The sequence below is a fragment of the Candidatus Saccharibacteria bacterium genome (assembly GCA_016700375.1).
Taxonomy (GTDB): Bacteria; Patescibacteriota; Saccharimonadia; order Saccharimonadales; family UBA4665; genus JAGXIT01.
Map to the genome: position 1 here is coordinate 65,623 of CP065016.1, position 19,558 is coordinate 85,180.

The following is a 19,558-nucleotide window of genomic DNA, read 5'->3' on the forward strand; positions in this document are numbered from 1 at the left end:
ACTCATATCTCTTACTTCTTAACTCTATTTAATGTAAACTATAAGCACATATGTCGAGGGTATTAGGACAGCTTCTGGGCGCCAATCAGGTGTCATTTCGCCAGCAGGTTCAACAGCTTGAGCGCGCTGCGGGGTTCCCGAGCGCAGATATACGGCTAGCAGCACATACCATGCAGGCAACGCGACAAAAAGTGCGCGAGCTTGGTCTTGACCCTGCCGATACAACTGGCCCCGAGCTGTATGCAGCACTCCAAACGCGTTTAGCACAAGATGAAGTCCGAGTACGAGCAGCACTTAATCTCCGGGCAGATATACACCCAGTGGACATACTTGAAAACGTGGCTCGCCACCTGAACAAGCTAGACACCCACAGTGACCTTTTTGTTGTAAAGCCAACGGTCATGAAGCAGTTGCTCAAAAAGTTAAAGCCCAAGGCAACAATGAAGCGGCTTGGCTATCGCAGTATGGATAGTATGCTCAAACACGAGCCAGTCGCGCAACTACTTGCGGCCTGCCACATAAGTGAGTCGGCTGAATGGCAAGAAATGCGCCGAGCGGCGTATAAAAAGTTGCAGACGAAAGATTTTGAGTCGAAACGGCCGGTGTTTATTGTGCCTACTACAAAACAGTGGCCAAAATTTGCCGAAGCGCACATTTCGCAGCACAAACACAACATTTTGGTCGTACCGGAGCAGGGAGCTGTTATTTTGCTGCCCATGAGCCATGATTTACCCGGGATGGCCATAACGTCTCTGGTACTTTCACTTCATTTACTAAATGACATGCGAGCAAGGAGTGCGTATTTGAAGCTGCAGCAGGTTCAGCCAAACTTTGGCGAACTATTTCAGGCTGCAGCGGCAGACGAACCCATGACGGAAGTTGAGCTGGGCGGCAACGTGCTTTCGTGGCGCGCTGTGCATTGGCTATACGGGCAGGGACACATGGCGTACCGTCCGGAAGTGTTCGAGCCGCATATTCAGCCCGAAGACCTGCTCTTGCACAACGTTGGTTCTGAGCTGGCAGCGCTGCAACCAGTGCTGACATTTTGGCAAGAAACAGAGGCGCTTGGGCTGCTCGATGGCAGCGATGCGGTCTCGCTCAACATCTTAGACGTTGCGCTTGGCGTGTGTAACGGTCTTGCCTACGGTGAGCGGGTTTTACGACATATGCGTGAGGCGTTGGGGCGCGAACTGTTTGCGCGCTATGTTCAGCAGGACAACTTGCAGGAAGTGCTTGGCACCACACTCGGGAGGCAACTTGCCCCTGAGCTAGAGTTTTCTTAAGACTATATAAGCGCTATTTATTGAACTCTTTATTGATGATTTTGCAGATTGCGTCGTAGTCGTCTGTAATGGTGTAAATTTTTTCGTCGCCGGCCGAAATAAGTCCTTTTCGCAAGAGGTGTTTGTGCACAAAGCGGTCAAGGTCTTTCCAATATTTCTTGCCCACAAGAATAACGGGGACTTTTGGCATTTTGCCAGTTTGAATAAGCGTGATAATTTCAAACATTTCGTCGAGTGTGCCGAAGCCGCCCGGAAAGCACACGAAGCCGTGGGCATAGAAGGTCATCATTACTTTGCGGGTAAAGAAGAAGTTGAACGTCAGGTGGTCGGTGGTATATGGGTTGAGATGTTGTTCGTGCGGGAGGCGGATGTTGAAGCCAACCGACACATCTTGCTCGTCGAAGGCGCCTCGGTTGCTTGCTTCCATGATGCCGTTACCACCACCCGAGATTATGGCAAAGCCGTCATCGGCCAGTCGTGCTGCAATGTCGCGTGCCATGTGGTAGTAGTCGGTACGAGGGCTGAGGCGGGCTGAACCAAAAAAAGTAACACGCTTTGGGTATTTCTTAAGAATTTTGAACGCTGCTTCAAACTCTTCGTCTGCAGTGCGGAGGTCGCGGGTTGATTTGGCAATGGCTTTTTTTTGTTCCTCGCTCATTGTCCAGATTTTGTGTTCGTGTGTATGTGTATGTGCCATAATCAGCTCTCATTCTACCTGCTTATGTCTATTATTCAAACACTCAAAATACATTCCAACAAGCCATGTGGCCGCACAACTTATTGGAATTTGCGGGGTTTGTTGGCCGGGGTGGGGAATGGGTGGCGCGTGCAGCCATGCTAGTGTTGCGTATTGTTCATTATTTAACGAGTTTTGGACAAATATGACACAACTACCCGAAATATTTTGTACAATACCTAGATGGCCCAATTTCAGCTTCGAAGTGACTACAAACCTACTGGCGATCAGCCGGAGGCTATTCGGCTGTTGACCGAGGGGCTGCAAAATGGGGTGAAAGAGCAGACGCTGCTGGGTGTAACGGGCAGCGGTAAGACGTTTACCATGGCAAACCTGGTGCAGAATGTGCAGCGACCTACGCTTGTATTGAGCCACAACAAAACACTGGCGGCGCAGCTATACAGCGAATTTAAACATTTTTTCCCGGACAATGCCGTGCACTATTTCGTTAGCTACTTCGACTACTACCAACCAGAGGCTTACATTGCCCGCAGCGACACCTATATAGAAAAAGACAGCCAAATAAACGAAGAAATTGACCGGTTACGCCATGCCGCCACCGATGCACTGCTTAGCCGCAAAGACGTGCTCATTGTTGCAAGCGTCAGCTGCATATACGGCATTGGTTCGGTGGAGGACTACGATGGGCTGTCGGTCGAGGTCGTAAAAGGCGAGCGACGTGTCCGTGACAAGTTGCTGCGCCAGCTCACCGACATCCAGTACCAGCGAAATGACATTGATTTCCACAGAGGTACGTTCCGCGTCCGCGGTGATGTGGTAGACGTATACCCAGCGGGCGAAGAATGGGCGTACCGCATAGATATGTTTGGTGATGAGGTTGAGCGTATTACCAAAATCGACCCGCTAACAGGTGAAATAATGGCCAACCTCAGTAGCTACAAAATCTTCCCCAGCAGCCACTACGTTACCCCGCAGGACAAGCTCAAAGTTGCCCTCGGGCATATCCAGCAAGAACTTGCAGAACGACTGGGGCAGTTCAAGCGTGAAGGCAAGCTACTTGAAGCCCAGCGGCTCGAACAACGCACGCGCTTCGACCTAGAAATGCTAGAGGAAACAGGCTTCGTGAAGGGTATAGAAAACTACAGCCGGTACCTCACGAACCGCGAACCTGGCGAGCAGCCCGCTACGCTGCTCGATTATTTCCCCGACGACTACCTACTGCTGGTCGATGAAAGCCACATGACCATCCCCCAGCTGCGCGGTATGTACAATGGTGACCGGGCACGCAAAGAGGTGTTGGTAGAGCACGGCTTTCGTTTGCCGAGTGCGCTGGACAACCGCCCCCTGAACTTCACCGAGTACGAGCGCCACGTGAACCAAGTGGTGTATGTGAGTGCCACGCCTGCCGTGTACGAACTGAGCCGCAGTCCTGAACCCGCTCAGCAGGTTATACGGCCAACTGGCCTACTTGACCCGCGTATAGAAGTCCGCAAAATTGAGGGGCAGATTGACGACCTACTGGCAGAGATTCGTGACACCATAGCAAAAGGTGAACGTGTACTCGTCACCACACTTACCAAGCGCATGAGCGAAGACCTTACCGAGTACCTAAAAGACCTGAACATCAAGGTGGCGTATCTGCACAGCGATGTCGATACGCTCGACCGCACCGACATTTTGCGCGACCTGCGTCTTGGTGTATACGACGTGCTCGTCGGCATAAACTTGCTGCGAGAAGGGCTTGATTTGCCCGAAGTCTCACTTGTCGCCATCCTCGACGCCGACAAAGAAGGCTTTTTGCGCAGCGAGCAAGCACTTATACAGACGGTAGGCCGCGCAGCGCGTCACGAACAAGGCCGCGTTATTATGTACGCCGATACCGTAACGAAAAGTATGCAGCGCACCATAGATGAAACAAACCGCCGTCGGAAAATTCAAGACGAGTACAACAAAGCCCATGGCATTACCCCCACCGGCATAAATCGCGCCGTAGAAGGTCGTATGAACACCGACCTCCCCGAAGAAGCCAAGCGCGCCAAGCTTGACCTAAAGAAAATACCAAAAGACGAATACAAAACCCTAGTAAAAGACCTGACTGCTCAAATGGACCTAGCTGCTGCCAATCTCCAGTTTGAGCAAGCCGCCGAACTCCGCGACCTCATTGCCAGCATCAAAGCCAAGACGTAACTAGGCTCTATATTACTCCGCAACAGGTTAATCCTTTACAACCTGAATCTCAAAACCCTTCCTGCTATACCGTGCTGTCATCCCAGCGAAGGCTGGGATCCAGATGAAAAACACACTAGATTGTATCCTAAAAGAACCAAGCATTGCCTGAGCGGGCATATACTTGGTTCTGGAGGAGAGCGAGCTACTATCCTGGATTCAGCTGGATTCCCGCCGGAGTTTACCCTCGACTTGATTGAGGGCGGGAATGACACTTTGGAGGTTTTGAGATTCAGATTTTACAGAACTGACTTAACCGTAATGATGACCTCTGGAGTTATTTGAATGCTATTTCTTTCAATTTCGAAAATCATGGTATAATATATACTTTATGAAACGACCTGTATTCTTGTCGGGCTCTGATTTGCCGCCAGTGGGCGTGCTACCTGCTGATCTTTTTTCTAGTGTGAATAATTTGGATGAATTGGTTCTAGGCCGGCCGCTAGTGAACGCTTTGGACATTACGGACGGCATAAAGCGCGTACTAGCTCCTAATAGCTACGGGTGCGGAACGAATCAGCTTGGGCTTATACATGTTGGCCGCGAAGAACTAGCGATGGAAAGTATAAGGAACCCAGACGTGCACAGGGAAATTCGTGTAGCCGATAAAAATAGACACAGTGATCCCCTGAAAGTCAAAATTACTGAGGTAGAAACTGTGCTATTAGAGCCTGACGGCCAGATAGTACGCCAAGGAATATTTTGCACAGTTAGTGATCCTGATATCCGAGGGGTACCATATTCTCTAACGTTTGAGCAGCGGAACTTACGAAGATGTGTTGGGCTTCAGCCAGATGAGGGTCAGCCACCAATCCTGTTCCTGGGCGTCGCAAGAGCATTGACAGTTCGAGCCCAACCCGATAATTTACCAGGCTGGCTGTCGGACATCATCGGAGCTACCGTCCATCTCGGAGACGTTTCATTTATTCCTCGTCGGGTAGGTCGCGCCTAGGTAAGCCCACGTGTCTGCTACCTGGACATGCAGCATAATAAATTTAATGTATGTAAATAGTTACGCGGGGTCTAAGAGTTGGTATACTACTTGTTAATGGCGAAATTGTCTCGTGATGATGTCTTAAAGTTGGCTGAATTAGCCCGTATATCCTTGTCGGATGACGAAGTTGATTCGTTTGCGAGCGAGCTCAGTGCTATTTTAGGCTACGTCGAACAGCTTTCGTCCGTTGATGTAAGCGGTTTAGAACCGACCAACCAAGTGACTGGGCTTACCAATGTTATGCGGAAAGATGAAGTCATTGATTATGGCTATACACCTGATGAATTGCTTAAAATCGTCCCCAAGGTAGAAAAAAACATGCTGAAGGTGAAGAGGATGATTGGGTGAACCGGCAACCTATTGCTACCATTGCAGACGATGTGAATGCTGGTCGGGTAAAAGCGGCAGAGCTTGTCGAACGGTCGCTGACTGCCATAGAACAGCATAAAGAATATCAGGCAATCATATCCACCTTAGCTGACTCAGCTCGTTCCCGGGCGAAATCTATAGATGAAAAAGTGGCAAATGGGGTGAACGCTGGTCGTTTGGCGGGCGTGCCGTTCATTGCCAAAGACAATCTGCTGGTCATGGGAGCGGAAGCGACCGCCGCCAGCAACATCCTGAAGGGCTTTGTGCCGCCGTATCAATCGAGTGTGATTAACCGTTTAGAGGCCGAAGGCGCTATTTGTGTCGCAAAAGCAAACCAAGATGCCTTTGGTCACGGTGCGAGTACCGAGAACTCCGACTTTTTTGTGACGAAAAATCCGCACGACAAAACGCGCGTACCCGGTGGTTCTTCTGGAGGCCCTGCGGCGGCCGTCGTGCTCGAAATGGCACCGTTCGCTATAGGTACCGACACCGGTGGTTCCATACGGCAGCCCGCCAGCTATGTTGGCTGTGTGGGGCTTCGCCCAACGTACGGCTTAACTTCGCGGAGTGGGGTGGTTGCCATGGCCAGCAGCACAGATACCATTGGCCCGCTTGCCATGAGTGTCGCAGATGCAGCCTATGTGTTTGATGTATACGCCGGCAAAGATGAGTTAGACAGTACTACCATAGACCGCGACCCACAGGGCTATGCACTTTCAGATGACAAAGCTCAGTTGAAAGATGTCAGAGTTGGCATTATCAAAGAGTGGATGGGCGAGGGCCTTGATGATGACGTTCGGGAATCGGTGGAAAAAGCTGTCCGTGACCTCAAGGCCACCGGGGCAGTAGTCGAGGAAATCAGCATACCGAGCCTCCCATTGTCTCTCGCGGTGTACTACATACTCATTCCCGCGGAAGTAAGCAGCAATCTTGCCCGGCACGACGGGCAACGGTATCAGTTTAGTGACCAAAATGGTGCCGATTTATTCGAAAGCTATACCCAATCTCGTGCGAAGGGTTTCGGGCGTGAAGCGAAGCGTCGAATTATGATAGGCACCTATGTACTCAGCAGCGGATATTACGATGCCTACTACAAACAGGCACAAACGGTACGCACGAAACTCATTCAGGAGTTTACCGATGTGCTTGAGCGGTACGATTTTCTCATTGGCCCGGTTGCGCCGAATGCCGCTTTCAAAATTGGTGAAAATGCCGAAGACCCACTCAAAATGTACTTGGTAGATATGATGACTGTCGCTCCAGCACTGGTTGGTGTGCCCGCCATAAGCATTCCGGTATCTGCGAGCAGCAAGACGGGGATGCCGATAGGCTTGCAAATTATTGCCGCTCAGCGAAGCGACCGTGAACTTCTGGCCTTTGCGGCCGCTGCCGAGGGAGTAGTGCAATGAATGACATGATGAACTCTACCGCCCTGGCCGTTGGTGCGGGTGTAATTATGGTTATACTGGTGGTTGTTTCGGGTATTTTCGCGCGCCGCGGCCGCAAGCTAAACGCCGCGTATTATGAAAAAAAGTGGAATGAGCTCCAGAAGCTCTTAAAAGACACTGCCACCTGGCCGCTTGCTATTATCGATGCCGATAAATTGCTTGACCAGGCGCTGAAAGACCGCCGCTTTAAGGGAAAGACTATGGGTGAGCGCCTTGTTGCCGCACAGCGTGAAATAAAGTATAACGACGAAGTCTGGTTTGGTCACAAGCTGCGTAACAAGCTTGTCCATGAAAGCGATATAAAGCTCCGCGAACGCGACGTAAAAGATGCGCTGCTTGGCATAAAAGCCGCGCTGAAAGACCTGGGAGCGCTGTAAATGAGAGTCAAGAGTCAAGAGTCAAGAGTCAAGAGCACTGTCGCATCCTGCGAAGGACAATTCATGTCTCATGTCTCATGGCTCATGTCTCATAAGGAGACGGGACTATGATATCGGACGAAACCCGCCGCCAGTACACCGTCACTATCGGCATAGAGTGCCATGTGCAGTTGAAGACAAAGACAAAACTCTTTAGCGGGGCCGATAACGATGCGCGCGAAGCCGCACCAAATACGCTGGTGAATCACATAGACTTTGGCTTGCCAGGCGCCTTGCCGGTTCTAAACGAAAAAGCGGTTGAGCTCGCCAGTCGTGCGGCTTTTGCACTCGGCACAGAACCGCAGCGGTTTAGTAAGTTTGACCGCAAGCATTACTTTTACCCAGACTTGCCGCTAGGCTATCAGATTACGCAGTTTTATGACCCAATCATAAAAAATGGTTCGGTGACATTTACGCTAGATGGTGAGCCAAAAACAGTGCGCATTCACGAAGCCCACATGGAAGCAGATGCTGGCAAGTCGACACATCCGGCCGGAGCAGACTACAGCCTTGTCGACCTCAACCGAGCCGGAACGCCGCTGCTGGAAATAGTGAGCGAACCCGACATGCACAGTGCCGCCGAAGCCAAGGGGTATGCTCGGGAACTGTATCTGCGTATGCGCTACGCCGAAGTGTCAGACGCCAACTTGTACTACGGCAACATGCGGTTTGATGTGAATGTCAGTGTCAGTAAAACCGCCGAACTTGGCAAGCGCACCGAAACCAAAAACCTCAACAGCTTCCGGAGCGTTGAACGGGCAGTCGACTACGAAGTAGACCGCCAGATTGGGTTACTCGAACAGGGCACAGCAGTGGTGCAGGAAACTCGCGGCTGGGACGATGCCGGGCAAAAGACATTCAGTCAGCGTAGCAAAGAAGATTCCTACGAATACCGCTACATGCCTGACCCAGACATCCCGCCAATTGTGCTGGGTGATGACTACGTCGCAGATATTGCTGCAAATATGCCAGAGCTGCCAGATGCCTACCGAGAGAAATTTGCTGCCATGGGGCTTGACTCAAAAACAGTCGAAGATGTTGTGGCCGACCCGGAAGTTGCCCGCCAAGTTGGTCGCATCTACGACGATGCTGGCGTTGAGCATGCCAAGCGCATTGCCTTCTGGCTCCTCCGTCCCGTCTCTGATGATATTGAAGCCACTGTTAATGAGGAAGCGCAAGCGACCGAAGCGGTGCGTAGCGACGGCGGCGAACGAAGTGAGCCGGGGAGGGGCGGGCTGCGACCGAGCGACCCCAATCTCGTTGCACTCAGCCAGATGGTCGGGGGCAACAAACTAAGTTCTACGGCGGCGAAAGAGGTACTCGACACCATGCTGAAAACAGGCGAGAGCCCTGAAAAAATCGCCGAAACAAAAAACCTGCTGCAGGTGAGCGACGAAGGCGCCATTGCCGACATCGTGGCGAAAGTGCTCGCAGAGAACCCCAAAGCCGCGGGCGATGTCCAAAATGGCGAAATGAAAGCTATTGGCTTTTTGGTCGGCCAGGTGATGAAACAGTCGCAGGGCAAGGCCAATCCCGCGCTGGCAACGCAGCTCATAAAAAAGCAACTAGGTATATAATAGTTCACAACTAAACGGAGGCATCTATGGCGCAAGCAGTTACCAAAGCAGTTATCGCAGCAGCAGGGTTTGGTACGCGGTTTTTGCCTCAGACCAAAGCCATGCCTAAGGAAATGCTGCCACTTATAGATAAGCCCATCATCCAGTACGCTGTAGAGGACCTAGTAGCAGCCGGCATAAAAGACATAATCATCGTGGGCAGTAGTAGCAAGCGAGCCATAGAAGACCATTTTGACGTACCAAATGAAGATTTATTGGTAAACATACGCGCTGGCGGGCCCAAGAAAGCGCACTACATACAGGAAATGGAAGACCTTGCTAACATGGCAAACTTTATTTACGTGCGCCAAAAAGGGCCATACGGTAACGCCACGCCTATAGCAAATGCTGCGCACCTTATAGGTGATGAACCGTTCATATTTGTTTACGCCGACGACCTTGTGGTGTCAGAGCCAAACACGTTCACTCAGATGATTGACTTGTATAACGAACTCGGCGGGAGCATTGCCACTTGCATGCGCGTTAGTACCGACAAAGAGTTTGAGCGCTACGGCATTCTCGCGGGTGAGGAAGTGCGCGATGGTGTTCTCAAAATGTCCGGTATGGTCGAAAAACCTGGGCGCGAAAAAGCTCCGTCTAACTATGCTCAGGTGAGTAGCTATTTGTTTGAGCCAGGCGTGTTGAAGTATATAGAAAACGGCCTGGCGACGCTGCCGGCTGGCGAGGAATTTTATGTGGCGAGCAGTCTGGTCGACCCCATGCTCAAAGACGGCCATAACTTCTTTGGTTGTCTCATGCAAAACAGTCGGCGATATGATACCGGCGATAAGCTTGAATATTTGATTACGGTTGTTGAATTTGCCCTGCGACATAAAGACCTCGGCGTGCCATTCCGTGAGCATGTGGAAAAGCTTCTGAAACAATCGTGAGCTGGCTCACTGTTTGTGCGCTAGAAATAGTGGTATAGTACTAGCATGGATGCATTTGAAATTCTCGTTATCATACTCAGTGTTTTTCTGGCAATATTTCTTCTTCTTAGCATAGCAATAGCCGTGCTAACACTTAAGCTCGTGAAGTCACTTCGCGAGGTTGCAACCAAAGGTGGTGCCATAGTTGACCGCGTGGAAGAAATAGGCGAAACTTTTGCCAAAAATGCCGGTGCAGTTGGGCTGCTACGTATGCTTATGAAGTTCGTTACAACAGCAAGTAAACACAAGAGGAGATAGCAGATGTCAAAATCCGACAAACCAAGCGTAGCAAAGAAACTAGCCATAGGTGCAGCCCTAAGTGCGGTAGCTGGTTATATTGCGGGGATTTTGACAGCGCCAAAGAGCGGCAAGGAAACGCGTGAAGACATCAAAGACAAGGCAGTAGAAACCTACGCTGCCGCCGAAAAAGAGCTCAAAAAACTCCATACAGAACTGGGTGATGTCCTTGCTGAAGCTGGCGACAAGTTCGGTGAACTCCGGGGTAAGGGCAAGAAATCGCTGGACGAAGCCGTGAGCAAAGGCCAAAAAGCCAAAGACAAAGCTCGCGAAGTACTTTCAAGCCTCCACGACGGCGAAGCCGAGGACAAAGACCTAAAAAAAGCCATAGCAGAAGCCACCAAAGCCGTAGAAAACCTCCGCAACTACCTGAAGAAGTAGTGACTCCAAAGTTTATGCATAACTGAATTGTGGGAGAGCTGCTATAGCTTTGTCGTTCTCCAGAAGCATTGTTTGTTGCAGCATTGTTCCAGCTTTATCACGTTCCATTCTTGAGATAAAATGTATGCCAAAAGTACGGGATTCAATCGCTGCGAGAGCAAATACTATCCAACCAGCATAATCTTTGGGGCAAGCCGATGCATCGAAGTCCTGACCATATCTCATCCATTTAAGATTACGAATGTCTGAACTATCAATCTGGGGTTCACTGGGGCCATTAGGTGTACCCAAAATTACCTCAGCGCCATAAACATGTACTTGCGATTCTACAGTTTCACTAGATGCTAATACTAATCTACCCAAAAATTTTAACTCCGCTGGGCTTATTACCAGCCCGGTTTCTTCATGCAATTCGCGAATAGCTGTTTCTGATGAGCTTTCATTTCCAGTAGGTTTCCCTCCAGGAAAAACCATTTCGCCTGCGCCAAAACCTCGCAGTTTTTGACCAGCTAATAGCCACAACTCATCTTCATGCCAATAGTAGGGAATAACGAGCGATTGTTCTTGTAATAAGACGGGGGAGAACATGCATATATTATAACACAAAATCAGATACATGGAAAATATTGTTGTAAAAGTGAAAGTGACGGGGGGCGAGGACGTACGGTATAATTCTTGTTAGTTGAGGAGTGGACTGCGCCATCAGCCGCGTCATGCTGAACTTGATTCGGCATCCATGCGTCACGATGGGTGTCAGTAGGAACGTATAGATTCTGTAATGAATTCAGAATGACGAAAATGGGGTGAAGGTGACAGAGAAGAAAACAGCAAATGAAGTGAAATCGGCTGCCCCTACCGCAGCAGACTATGTTCATTTGCATAATCACACGCAGTATAGTTTGCTCGACGGCCTTACCAAGATTCCCGAACTGGTGAGCTTTGTGAAAGAGCAGGGTATGAGTGCGGTTGGCATGACTGACCACGGTACGCTAAGCGGCACCATCGAGTTTTATAAAGAGTGCTTAGGCCAAGAGGTAAAGCCTATCATTGGCATAGAAACGTACGTGGCGGCGCGTCGTCATACGGACAAAGACCCCCAGAAAGATAAAAACCGCTACCACCTAATTTTGCTCGCCATGAACCAAGCAGGCTACCAGAACCTTATGCAGCTTAGTACGACGGCCAATCTCGATGGTTTTTACTACTTTCCACGTATAGACCACGAGTTGCTGGAGCGTTACGGCGAGGGGCTGATTGCGATGAGCGCCTGCTTGGGCGGCGAAATTGGCGACGCGCTAAAGAACGATGATTACGCCGTAGCGAAAGAAGTAGCTAGCTGGTACAAAAAAACTTTTGGAGACCGCTACTATCTGGAGGTGCAAGACCACGGCCACCCAGATGCACCAAGCCATAGCCCGGAGCAGGAGCGGGTCAATAACGGAGTGTTTAAGCTGTCGAAAGAGCTAGACATACCGGTGGTACTGACGTGTGATGCGCACTACTTGCGGCACAGCGACCAAGACGCCCACGAAATACTGCTGTGTGTGGGCACGGGCGCGTTCCTAAGCGACGAAAAACGCATGAGCCTTAAGGACTACGAACTGCACGTCACCCCACCAGCAGACCTCATCCAGCGCTGGGGCAGGCAACACCCAGAGGTGATTCGCAACACGCGGGCGGTCGCGGAGCGCTGCGAAGTCAATATTGACCTTGGGAAAATCCTTATCCCGAAATTCCCAGTACCAGAAGGGGATACCGAAAAGACCTATCTCGATAAACTTGCGTTTCGCGGCATGGCTTGGCGGTACGGTGATGTGGCAGAGGCTGATACTGTCGATATGTCTATTGCTGAAGCGCGCAAGCATATCCCACCGGCGGTGATTGAACGGGCGGAGTACGAACTGGGGATTATTGAGCGAATGGGTTTCGACGGCTACTTCCTCATCATCCAAGATTTTATTAACTGGGGGAAAAACCAAGGAATTGTGTTTGGCCCCGGACGAGGGAGTGCGGCCGGCTCCATCATCTCCTACGCGCTGAAGATAACCGAACTCGACCCGCTTGCGTACGACCTATTGTTCGAACGGTTCTTAAACCCCGACCGGATTTCCATGCCCGATGTTGACATAGACATCCAAGACACGCGCCGCGATGAAGTTATCCAGTACTGCGTAGAAAAGTACGGTACCGACCGCGTGGCGAACATAGTGACGTTCGGCCGGATGTTTGCCCGCAACGCCGTGCGCGATGTCGCCCGAGTGCTGCAAGTGCCCTACGCCGATGCTGACCGCCTGGCCAAGATGATTCCGCAGCCGGTGCAGGGGCGTCATATTCCGCTGGCAACCTCCATAGTAGATGATGTTGACCTTCGCCGTGAGTACGAAACAAATGAAACGAGCAAAACCGTTATAGACTACGCCATCATCCTCGAGGGGACCGTGCGGAGTCATGGGGTGCACGCGGCGGGTGTGGTGATTGCGCCTGATGACATTGTGAAGTTTGTACCGCTCGAAATGGCACAAAAGGGCGTTGTCGCTACCCAGTATCCCATGGGGCCCATAGAGGAATTGGGACTCCTTAAGATGGACTTTCTTGGTCTCAGCAACCTCACCATCATAAAAAACGCCCTTCGTATCATAAAAAAGGTCTACGGCGACGACATAGATATAAACACCATCCCGCTTGATGACGCCAAAACGTACACGCTGCTTAGTAGCGGCGATACAACCGGTGTTTTTCAGCTTGAGTCAGCCGGTATGAAGCGGTACTTGAAGGAATTGCAGCCGTCGGTGTTTGAAGACATTATTTCCATGGTGGCGCTCTATCGACCGGGCCCAATGCAGTGGATAGAAGATTTCATTGCCCGCAAGCATGGCAAAAAGCAAATAACCTATATGCACCCAGCAATGAAGCCAGCGCTTGAGAGCACCTATGGTGTTATTGTCATGCAGGAACAGGTCATGCAGATTAGCAAAGAGCTGTGTGGTTTTACTGGCGGCCAGGCCGATACGCTCCGGAAGGCAATCGGCAAAAAAAACCCGCAAATGATGGCCAAGATGAAAGCAGAGTTCATAGAAGGTGCTGTTAAAACCGTGGGGGCTGAACGTAGTCTTATGGAAACGTTTTGGAAGCAGCTCGAAGACTTTGCCGCGTACTGTTTTAACAAAGCGCATGCTGCATGCTATGGGCTCATCGCCTACCAGACGGCGTACTTGAAAGCGCACTATCCGGCAGCGTTTATGGCCGCGCTCATGACCAGCGACTACGATGACACGGACCGTCTGAGCATAGAAATTACCGAATGTAAAAAAATGGGACTCCAGGTCTTGCCGCCGGACGTAAACGAATCATTCGGAGAATTTGCGGTCGTGAAGGAGAAGAATGCCATTCGGTTTGGCATGAATGCCATAAAGAACGTTGGACAAGGCGCCGTAGAAGAGATTGTGCATGCCAGAGAAAAGGGTGCATTTATCAGCATTGAGGACTTTGTGGGCGCGGTAAATCTTCGTACTGTCAACCGTAAAGCGCTGGAAAGTCTTGCCCGCTCGGGAGCATTTGACGCCTTTGGGGACCGCTCGACGCTGCTTCATAATCTTGATGTCATACTTGCATTTGGCCAACGCCTGCAAAAAGAAAAAGCCAGTGGCCAGACTGATTTGTTTGGCACGCTTTCAGATGATGCCGCCTCTGCAAAACCAACGTTGCAGCTCACCCCGCCCGAACACAAACACAATGCCCGGGAACTGCTTTTGTGGGAACGTGAACTACTAGGACTCTACCTGAGCCAGCAGCCGCTCGCTGCCTTTAGCGCGCTCCTTGCCGAACAAACCACTCCGCTCAATCTACTGAAACCCGAACACGATGGACGTGCGGTTGTGGTGGGCGGCAGCATCACAGAAACCCGTGAAATTACGACCAAAAACGGTCAAAAAATGGCGTTCGTTAAGGTCGAAGATGAGCACGGCGATATTGAAGCTGTGCTCTTTCCTTCAGCGTATCAACAAACAGTTGGACTTTGGGAGCGTGACCGCGTGGTTCTGGTGCGGGGGAAACTCAGCACAAAAGGCCGCGATGGTAACACGGGCGATGAGGTGAAACTGCTCGTTGATGACGCCCGCGAGGTTACACACGAACAGGCGGCTGCATACCAGTCAACCGGTCGCAAGGCGCGTGTCCCAAAGCCTGCAAAGGCGGCAAAACATGCGAAGACGGTAGTAAAAACTCCGGCCTTGTCCGAGGCTGAAACAAACAAACCGCTTCGTCTGTATATTCGGCTGCTCAGAAGTGACGACACAACACAACTGAGCAAAATGAAGCAAATAATTGATAGCCAGATAGGTGAGCATGAGGTAATACTGGTGCTTGGCCCAGATACTGCCAAGCAAGCCGTAAAACTTCCCACTAGAGTGAATGCCAGCGCGGTCATGACCGAGCTGAGTGAACTTATTGGTTCCGAGAACGTCAAACTTCAGTAATCTGAGTCTCAAAACCTCCAAAGTGTCATTCCCGCGAAGGCGGGAATCCAGTATATATTTCTGGATCCCAGCCTTCGCTGGGATGACAGCACGGTATAGGAGGAAGGGTTTTGAGATTCAGGTGCAGTAAGCTACATTATGCCCAGTTTACTGCTGCGGTGTAGCTTACGGCTACCGTATGGTGCCAGTTGTCTGCAGTAGTATGAAGCCGAGCGTTGCAACGGCAACGAATATGATGTCCAGAAATGGGTGATGCAATATGAACTTCTCGCCGCGAACTAGCACCTTATGCCAGGCAAAACTGTGACGGAGCAGAAAAGCAAGGAGGGCAATGCTTGCAAGCATGCTCACCGCAAACTGCGACCAGCCGACGTTCGTTGCGGTTAGTACTTGCAGACGGCTTACTTTTTTTGGAGCGGTGCTGTCGGCGGCTTTTGCGACCGTGTCGGGGTCGCCTTGTTTTGTTGCCGGTGCTGGCTCCTTTGGTTCGGCTACAGGCTGTTCGGTAGGGGTTGGTGCGGCGGGTGTTTCTTCTTGAGCGGGTGTTGATGGCTTGCTAGAGCCGCCGCCTGAAGCAGTTGGGCTTGGGCTTGCCGTGGGAGCGGGTGACGGCGCAGGGGTCGGTGCCGGAGTTGGTGCTGGCGTCGGGGCAGGAGCAGCCGGAGGTGTTCCGCCGACAGGCAGGGCATACATTGCTACGACCACCGTTTGCGGACCACTTCCTTGGTAGTTTGCTGAATTTGCTATCCCAAAACCAACCTCACTAAAACTGGTGTTGAGTATATTTGCACGGTGACCGGTACTATTCATCCAGCCGGTAATGGTGTCTGACGCTGTTGCGAAACCGTATGCTAGATTTTCTCCCGCTGTTTGATAGCTGTAACCAACAGCAGTTATGAATGTCCATGGCGTTTGGCCATCGGGTGTATTGTGCGACCAGTAATCTCTGGCAACCATGTCGTTTGCTTTATTTTGAGCGGCTTGGTTTAGAACACCGTTGAGTGCAAGTGCGCCAAGGTTATTTGCAGCCCTTTGTGAGTTTGTGCCGCTTAGGAGCGACGATGCACTCATGTCTGTTGCATACCCCAGCACGCTGCGTTGGTGGCCAGCAAACCAGGTGTTAAAAAGTAGGCCAAATGTAAAAATTGCGACTATAGGTAAATACGGCCAGTAAGGCTGGGTATAGCGACTGCTTTGATGATGGTGCTGAGCAGTTCGTTTGCGGTGCGCCACGCTTTGGCGGCGGGTTTTTGTTTTTGCGAGTGTCATGTTTGTTTTGATATGAACATAAGAACTATAGCATACTTATCGTACACTTGCAAACTGCGCTTGATAGAGAGCAATTGCTGCGGCTTGTACAACGTTTAGTGATTCTTTCTGACCAAATAGTGGTATTTCAACGGTGTAATCGCACAGCTTTAATAGCGCATCTTCTATCCCTTCAACCTCACGACCAAGTAAAATCGCTATCTTATCAGGTGGTATCCAAGACGAAATGTCAGTACTGTCAGGGGCTTGTTCGAGCGCGACGACAGTATAGCCATTGCTACGTAGTTTTTGTATCAGAACGGGTAAATCAGGTTGCCTTTCCCAGGAAACCAGCAATTCCGCACCAAGAGCGGTTTTGTGTATCTGGGCGGTTAGTTTTTGGTGAATGTGCGGAAGACGTTCGTCGTTCGGCACGCTTGGATACGGCGAATAACCAGTTATGTATACCCGTTCTACGCCCAAGCACTCAGCCGTACGAAGTAGACTGCCAATGTTGTGGGTGCTTCGAATATCGTGGGCAATGAGTACAACTTTTCTGTTCATTGTACCTATATCATACGATATGCTTTCTTCTCCAAACACAAGCAGTTATAATACTGGTACATGAGTGGGACGGTGAATGGACGATAACCAACAAGCACGCTATAACGATGAGCAGGCGACAGCACGCCGAGCAGATATTCTTCATGTTAGCTACACAGACACCTCGCAAATGGCAGAAAAGCCACTCTTTAAGGACATCGTCACAAACGAGCAAATGCGGCAGTACAAACTTATTCCCATGCAAGCCGACCGCAGCAATATATTGTTTGGTATAACTACGACAACCTCGCAGCAGACTATGAACGCGCTTGTGGACCACTTTACCGACCAAAAAGTTGCGTTTACCCTTATATCGGAAAGTGGCTTCAAGGAGTACATGGCACTATATGACCCTCCGAAGCAGGTTGTCTACCAAGATATCAACATAAATACTGCTGGAACCGAGCAGCTAGTAAAAGAAGTATCCCTTACACTCGAACAAGTGCGTGCCGATGACATGCTGGCGTATTTGGTGAGTCAAGCACACAACCTGAACGCGAGCGATATTCACCTCGAAACACAGGTCGAAGATGCGCGGGTGCGGTTTCGTATAGACGGCGTTCTCCACCCGGTTGCCCGGCTAGAACCAGACAAATATCGGGTACTTATAGCGGCAATTGCTAGCGCGGGAAATGTCAGTACGAGCGCTGACTACGCACAGCAGGGTCATATTGCGCAAAAGGTAAAAATGGCTGACGGCCATGAGGTGGATGTGAATGTGCGTCTCGAGACCGTTCCGACCATACACGGTATGGACGTAGTGATGCGCTTGTTCAATATGGACCGCGCCATGTATAACCTAGACAGGCTTGGGCTGCTGCCCGACCAACGCGCGGTCGTAGACGGCATCATAAGTAAACCAAGCGGTCTCGTGCTTATCGTCGGCCCGACAGGCTCGGGCAAGACAACAACGCTGTATTCTATGCTCAATAGCCTTGCCAGCGATGAGCGCAAAATTATCACCGTTGAAGACCCGGTTGAGTACCAGTTTGAGGGAATCACGCAGATTCCTATTAAGTCGACCGAGTCGGGTAACGATAATTCCTTTGCCGATAAACTCCGCGCCATTCTGCGCCTTGACCCAGATATTGTTATGGTGGGGGAAATTCGCGACAACGACACCGCCAAAACGGCACTCCAAGCGAGCTTAACGGGGCACCTTGTGCTCGCCACGTTCCATGCCTCATCCGCTTCGGCGGCGTTAACTCGCTTGAGTGACATTATTGGGCAGAACCCGTTGTTTGTCTCGGCTATTCGCCTTGTTATGGCTCAGCGGTTAATAAGGCAGCTTGATGACTCGCTAAAGCAGCCGTATGACCCATCGCCATCTGAATTGCAGGTAATTCAACGTGTCGTTGACACATTGCCGGCAGATGTTCAGCGGCCAAATTTGCAAGGGCTAAAACTGTATAAACCAGGCTCATCTTCCGAGAATCCGTACGGTTTTAAGGGTCAGATTGCCATACGAGAGCAGTTTATTATGACTGGAGAAATCCGGAAACTGCTTGAAAGTCACGACCATGTCTTGTCCTCGCAAGAAATTGAAGCATCAGCTGTGGCAAGCGGCATGCGCACCATGTTGCAAGACGCCATTTTGCATGTTGTTGCCGGTCGCACCACCTTAGACGAAGTCTTCCGCGTTGTCGGTTAATCTTCTATAGCTTCTCGTCATTCTGAGCAAAGTGAACTACATCTCTGTCAACCTCCCCTTTTAGCGAACACCCTGTCTCTCTTGTTGAGACTGGCAGCGTAAGCTGCCGGGCTCATCTTTAATGCGCTGTGGATACGCTTATGGTTGTAATAGTAGATGTGCAGGGCAATGGCTTCGTGGAGTGCCGCTAAGTTTTTGTATTGTGTCAGGTTGCAGACTTCGCGCTTGAAGCCACCAAACCATCGCTCCATGAAACCATTCTGCCAGGGGCTGGCTTTGGTGCTCGCACTAAGTTGGATTTCCATTTTGTTGCAGAGGTCTTGGTGCCTGTAGCTCAAGTATTCAGAACCTTGATCAGAGTGGAGGATTGCTGGCGCTGGATGCTTGCTGAGTGCATCGAGTAGTGCCTCGTGGGTCAGCTCGCTGGTATGTCGTGTACCGAGCCGCCAACCAACCACTTGCCTGGTTTTCAGGTCGAGCACCACCGCCAGATAGTGCCAGCGCTTCTCGAACCACAGGTATGTAAAGTCCTGCGCCCACGCATGAGCATTGACCATGTCGGCATAGCTTTGACCGTCCTCAGGGCCGCAGCTCGTCTTTAAGACGAGCGTAGCACTGTAGAGCGTTAGGCGGTGCGCTAATCTCTGCTGCTGCAGACCAACCGCTCCGACGCTTCTTAGTTGGTGTCGGTATGATAACACCCGCAAGCGTACGGATACGTCTGGTTTTCTTTTGTTCCAGCCAAGGTGCAGTGCTAACCGGTCGACGCCGTAGAATGGGTGGAGTTCGTGGGCTGCCTGTAGCCGCGCAATAGCCTGTCGGTCGGTTTCTGCTTGTTTCGCTGGACGAACATAGTAGCTTGTCCGGCCAAGGCCCAGGAGCTTGCTGTATTGCTTGCGCCACCCTGGGTCGACCTCGTCCAGGG

At 50.9% G+C, this 19,558-nt stretch carries 17 protein-coding genes; 12 read left to right on the top strand and 5 right to left on the bottom strand.

Annotation, left to right across the window (positions count from 1 at the left end; translation table 11 throughout):
- Nucleotides 1-50: 50 nt before the first annotated feature.
- Nucleotides 51-1,283: a hypothetical protein gene (locus IPP75_00345; GenBank protein ID QQS69589.1), complete on the top strand. Its 1,233-nt coding sequence runs from the start codon at nucleotides 51-53 to the stop codon at nucleotides 1,281-1,283.
- A 13-nt stretch (nucleotides 1,284-1,296) separates the two neighbouring features.
- On the opposite strand, the gene IPP75_00350 is transcribed toward IPP75_00345, so the two are convergent.
- A complete protein-coding gene (locus IPP75_00350) occupies nucleotides 1,297-1,980 on the bottom strand; it encodes a TIGR00730 family Rossman fold protein (protein QQS69590.1) in 684 nt (227 codons plus the stop codon).
- 222 nt (nucleotides 1,981-2,202) lie between these two features.
- Between IPP75_00350 and uvrB the strand changes: the two genes are divergently transcribed.
- The 9 genes from uvrB to IPP75_00395 all read left to right on the top strand — a co-directional run bounded on the left by uvrB (nucleotide 2,203) and on the right by IPP75_00395 (nucleotide 10,656).
- Nucleotides 2,203-4,167, top strand: coding sequence for an excinuclease ABC subunit UvrB (gene uvrB, locus IPP75_00355; protein QQS69591.1), 1,965 nt, complete (start codon nucleotides 2,203-2,205; stop codon nucleotides 4,165-4,167).
- 370 nt (nucleotides 4,168-4,537) lie between these two features.
- On the top strand, nucleotides 4,538-5,158 hold the full coding sequence (locus IPP75_00360; GenBank protein ID QQS69592.1) for a hypothetical protein: 621 nt from the start codon (nucleotides 4,538-4,540) through the stop codon (nucleotides 5,156-5,158).
- 96 nt (nucleotides 5,159-5,254) lie between these two features.
- The gene (gatC, locus tag IPP75_00365; GenBank protein ID QQS69593.1) at nucleotides 5,255-5,548 is read left to right on the top strand and encodes an Asp-tRNA(Asn)/Glu-tRNA(Gln) amidotransferase subunit GatC; all 294 of its coding nucleotides are present in this window, start codon (nucleotides 5,255-5,257) and stop codon (nucleotides 5,546-5,548) included.
- A gap of 11 nt (nucleotides 5,549-5,559) precedes the next feature.
- The gene (gene gatA / locus IPP75_00370; protein QQS70129.1) at nucleotides 5,560-6,978 is read left to right on the top strand and encodes an Asp-tRNA(Asn)/Glu-tRNA(Gln) amidotransferase subunit GatA; all 1,419 of its coding nucleotides are present in this window, start codon (nucleotides 5,560-5,562) and stop codon (nucleotides 6,976-6,978) included.
- The gene (locus IPP75_00375) at nucleotides 6,975-7,394 is read left to right on the top strand and encodes a hypothetical protein (GenBank protein ID QQS69594.1); all 420 of its coding nucleotides are present in this window, start codon (nucleotides 6,975-6,977) and stop codon (nucleotides 7,392-7,394) included. Before gatA ends, IPP75_00375 begins: the two co-directional genes overlap by 4 nt.
- Before the next feature lie 107 nt (nucleotides 7,395-7,501).
- On the top strand, nucleotides 7,502-9,010 hold the full coding sequence (gene gatB, locus IPP75_00380; protein QQS69595.1) for an Asp-tRNA(Asn)/Glu-tRNA(Gln) amidotransferase subunit GatB: 1,509 nt from the start codon (nucleotides 7,502-7,504) through the stop codon (nucleotides 9,008-9,010).
- 26 nt (nucleotides 9,011-9,036) lie between these two features.
- Nucleotides 9,037-9,939 (top strand): NTP transferase domain-containing protein, encoded by a 903-nt coding sequence (locus tag IPP75_00385; protein ID QQS69596.1) that lies wholly within the window; start codon nucleotides 9,037-9,039, stop codon nucleotides 9,937-9,939.
- Nucleotides 9,940-9,984: 45 nt separating this feature from the next.
- Nucleotides 9,985-10,236, top strand: a complete 252-nt coding sequence (locus IPP75_00390; GenBank protein QQS69597.1) for a hypothetical protein — start codon at nucleotides 9,985-9,987, stop codon at nucleotides 10,234-10,236.
- 3 nt (nucleotides 10,237-10,239) lie between these two features.
- On the top strand, nucleotides 10,240-10,656 hold the full coding sequence (locus IPP75_00395) for a YtxH domain-containing protein (GenBank protein QQS69598.1): 417 nt from the start codon (nucleotides 10,240-10,242) through the stop codon (nucleotides 10,654-10,656).
- A gap of 12 nt (nucleotides 10,657-10,668) precedes the next feature.
- On the opposite strand, the gene IPP75_00400 is transcribed toward IPP75_00395, so the two are convergent.
- On the bottom strand, nucleotides 10,669-11,244 hold the full coding sequence (locus IPP75_00400; protein QQS69599.1) for an NUDIX domain-containing protein: 576 nt from the start codon (nucleotides 11,242-11,244) through the stop codon (nucleotides 10,669-10,671).
- Between the two features lie 221 nt (nucleotides 11,245-11,465).
- On the opposite strand from IPP75_00400, the gene dnaE reads away from it, so the two are divergent.
- Complete coding sequence (dnaE, locus tag IPP75_00405; protein QQS69600.1) at nucleotides 11,466-15,131, top strand: DNA polymerase III subunit alpha; 3,666 nt, start codon at nucleotides 11,466-11,468, stop codon at nucleotides 15,129-15,131.
- Between the two features lie 171 nt (nucleotides 15,132-15,302).
- Here dnaE and IPP75_00410 read toward each other — a convergent pair whose 3' ends face one another.
- Together IPP75_00410 and IPP75_00415 are read right to left on the bottom strand one after the other, a co-directional pair.
- Nucleotides 15,303-16,400 (bottom strand): hypothetical protein, encoded by a 1,098-nt coding sequence (locus IPP75_00410; GenBank protein ID QQS69601.1) that lies wholly within the window; start codon nucleotides 16,398-16,400, stop codon nucleotides 15,303-15,305.
- Nucleotides 16,401-16,436: 36 nt separating this feature from the next.
- Nucleotides 16,437-16,943 (bottom strand): TrmH family RNA methyltransferase, encoded by a 507-nt coding sequence (locus IPP75_00415; protein ID QQS69602.1) that lies wholly within the window; start codon nucleotides 16,941-16,943, stop codon nucleotides 16,437-16,439.
- A gap of 76 nt (nucleotides 16,944-17,019) precedes the next feature.
- Between IPP75_00415 and IPP75_00420 the strand changes: the two genes are divergently transcribed.
- Entirely contained in the window at nucleotides 17,020-18,633 is a 1,614-nt protein-coding gene (locus tag IPP75_00420) for a type II/IV secretion system protein (protein QQS69603.1), read from the top strand.
- A gap of 47 nt (nucleotides 18,634-18,680) precedes the next feature.
- Here the strand turns inward: IPP75_00420 and IPP75_00425 are convergent, their stop codons facing one another.
- Nucleotides 18,681-19,556 (bottom strand): IS3 family transposase, encoded by an 876-nt coding sequence (locus IPP75_00425; GenBank protein QQS70130.1) that lies wholly within the window; start codon nucleotides 19,554-19,556, stop codon nucleotides 18,681-18,683.
- Nucleotides 19,557-19,558: the final 2 nt, after the last annotated feature.

Bases quoted from the DNA above. Each gene is read 5' to 3' on its own strand.
- IPP75_00375 (QQS69594.1), top strand. From the start codon at position 6,975: ATGAATGACATGATGAACTCTACCGCCCTGGCCGTTGGTGCGGGTGTA.
- IPP75_00420 (QQS69603.1), top strand. From the start codon at position 17,020: ATGGACGATAACCAACAAGCACGCTATAACGATGAGCAGGCGACAGCA.
- IPP75_00395 (QQS69598.1), top strand. From the start codon at position 10,240: ATGTCAAAATCCGACAAACCAAGCGTAGCAAAGAAACTAGCCATAGGT.
- IPP75_00400 (QQS69599.1), bottom strand. From the start codon at position 11,244: ATGTTCTCCCCCGTCTTATTACAAGAACAATCGCTCGTTATTCCCTAC.
- IPP75_00390 (QQS69597.1), top strand. From the start codon at position 9,985: ATGGATGCATTTGAAATTCTCGTTATCATACTCAGTGTTTTTCTGGCA.
- uvrB (QQS69591.1), top strand. From the start codon at position 2,203: ATGGCCCAATTTCAGCTTCGAAGTGACTACAAACCTACTGGCGATCAG.
- IPP75_00350 (QQS69590.1), bottom strand. From the start codon at position 1,980: ATGGCACATACACATACACACGAACACAAAATCTGGACAATGAGCGAG.
- IPP75_00345 (QQS69589.1), top strand. From the start codon at position 51: ATGTCGAGGGTATTAGGACAGCTTCTGGGCGCCAATCAGGTGTCATTT.
- IPP75_00410 (QQS69601.1), bottom strand. From the start codon at position 16,400: ATGACACTCGCAAAAACAAAAACCCGCCGCCAAAGCGTGGCGCACCGC.
- IPP75_00360 (QQS69592.1), top strand. From the start codon at position 4,538: ATGAAACGACCTGTATTCTTGTCGGGCTCTGATTTGCCGCCAGTGGGC.
- gatB (QQS69595.1), top strand. From the start codon at position 7,502: ATGATATCGGACGAAACCCGCCGCCAGTACACCGTCACTATCGGCATA.
- IPP75_00385 (QQS69596.1), top strand. From the start codon at position 9,037: ATGGCGCAAGCAGTTACCAAAGCAGTTATCGCAGCAGCAGGGTTTGGT.
- IPP75_00415 (QQS69602.1), bottom strand. From the start codon at position 16,943: ATGAACAGAAAAGTTGTACTCATTGCCCACGATATTCGAAGCACCCAC.
- gatC (QQS69593.1), top strand. From the start codon at position 5,255: ATGGCGAAATTGTCTCGTGATGATGTCTTAAAGTTGGCTGAATTAGCC.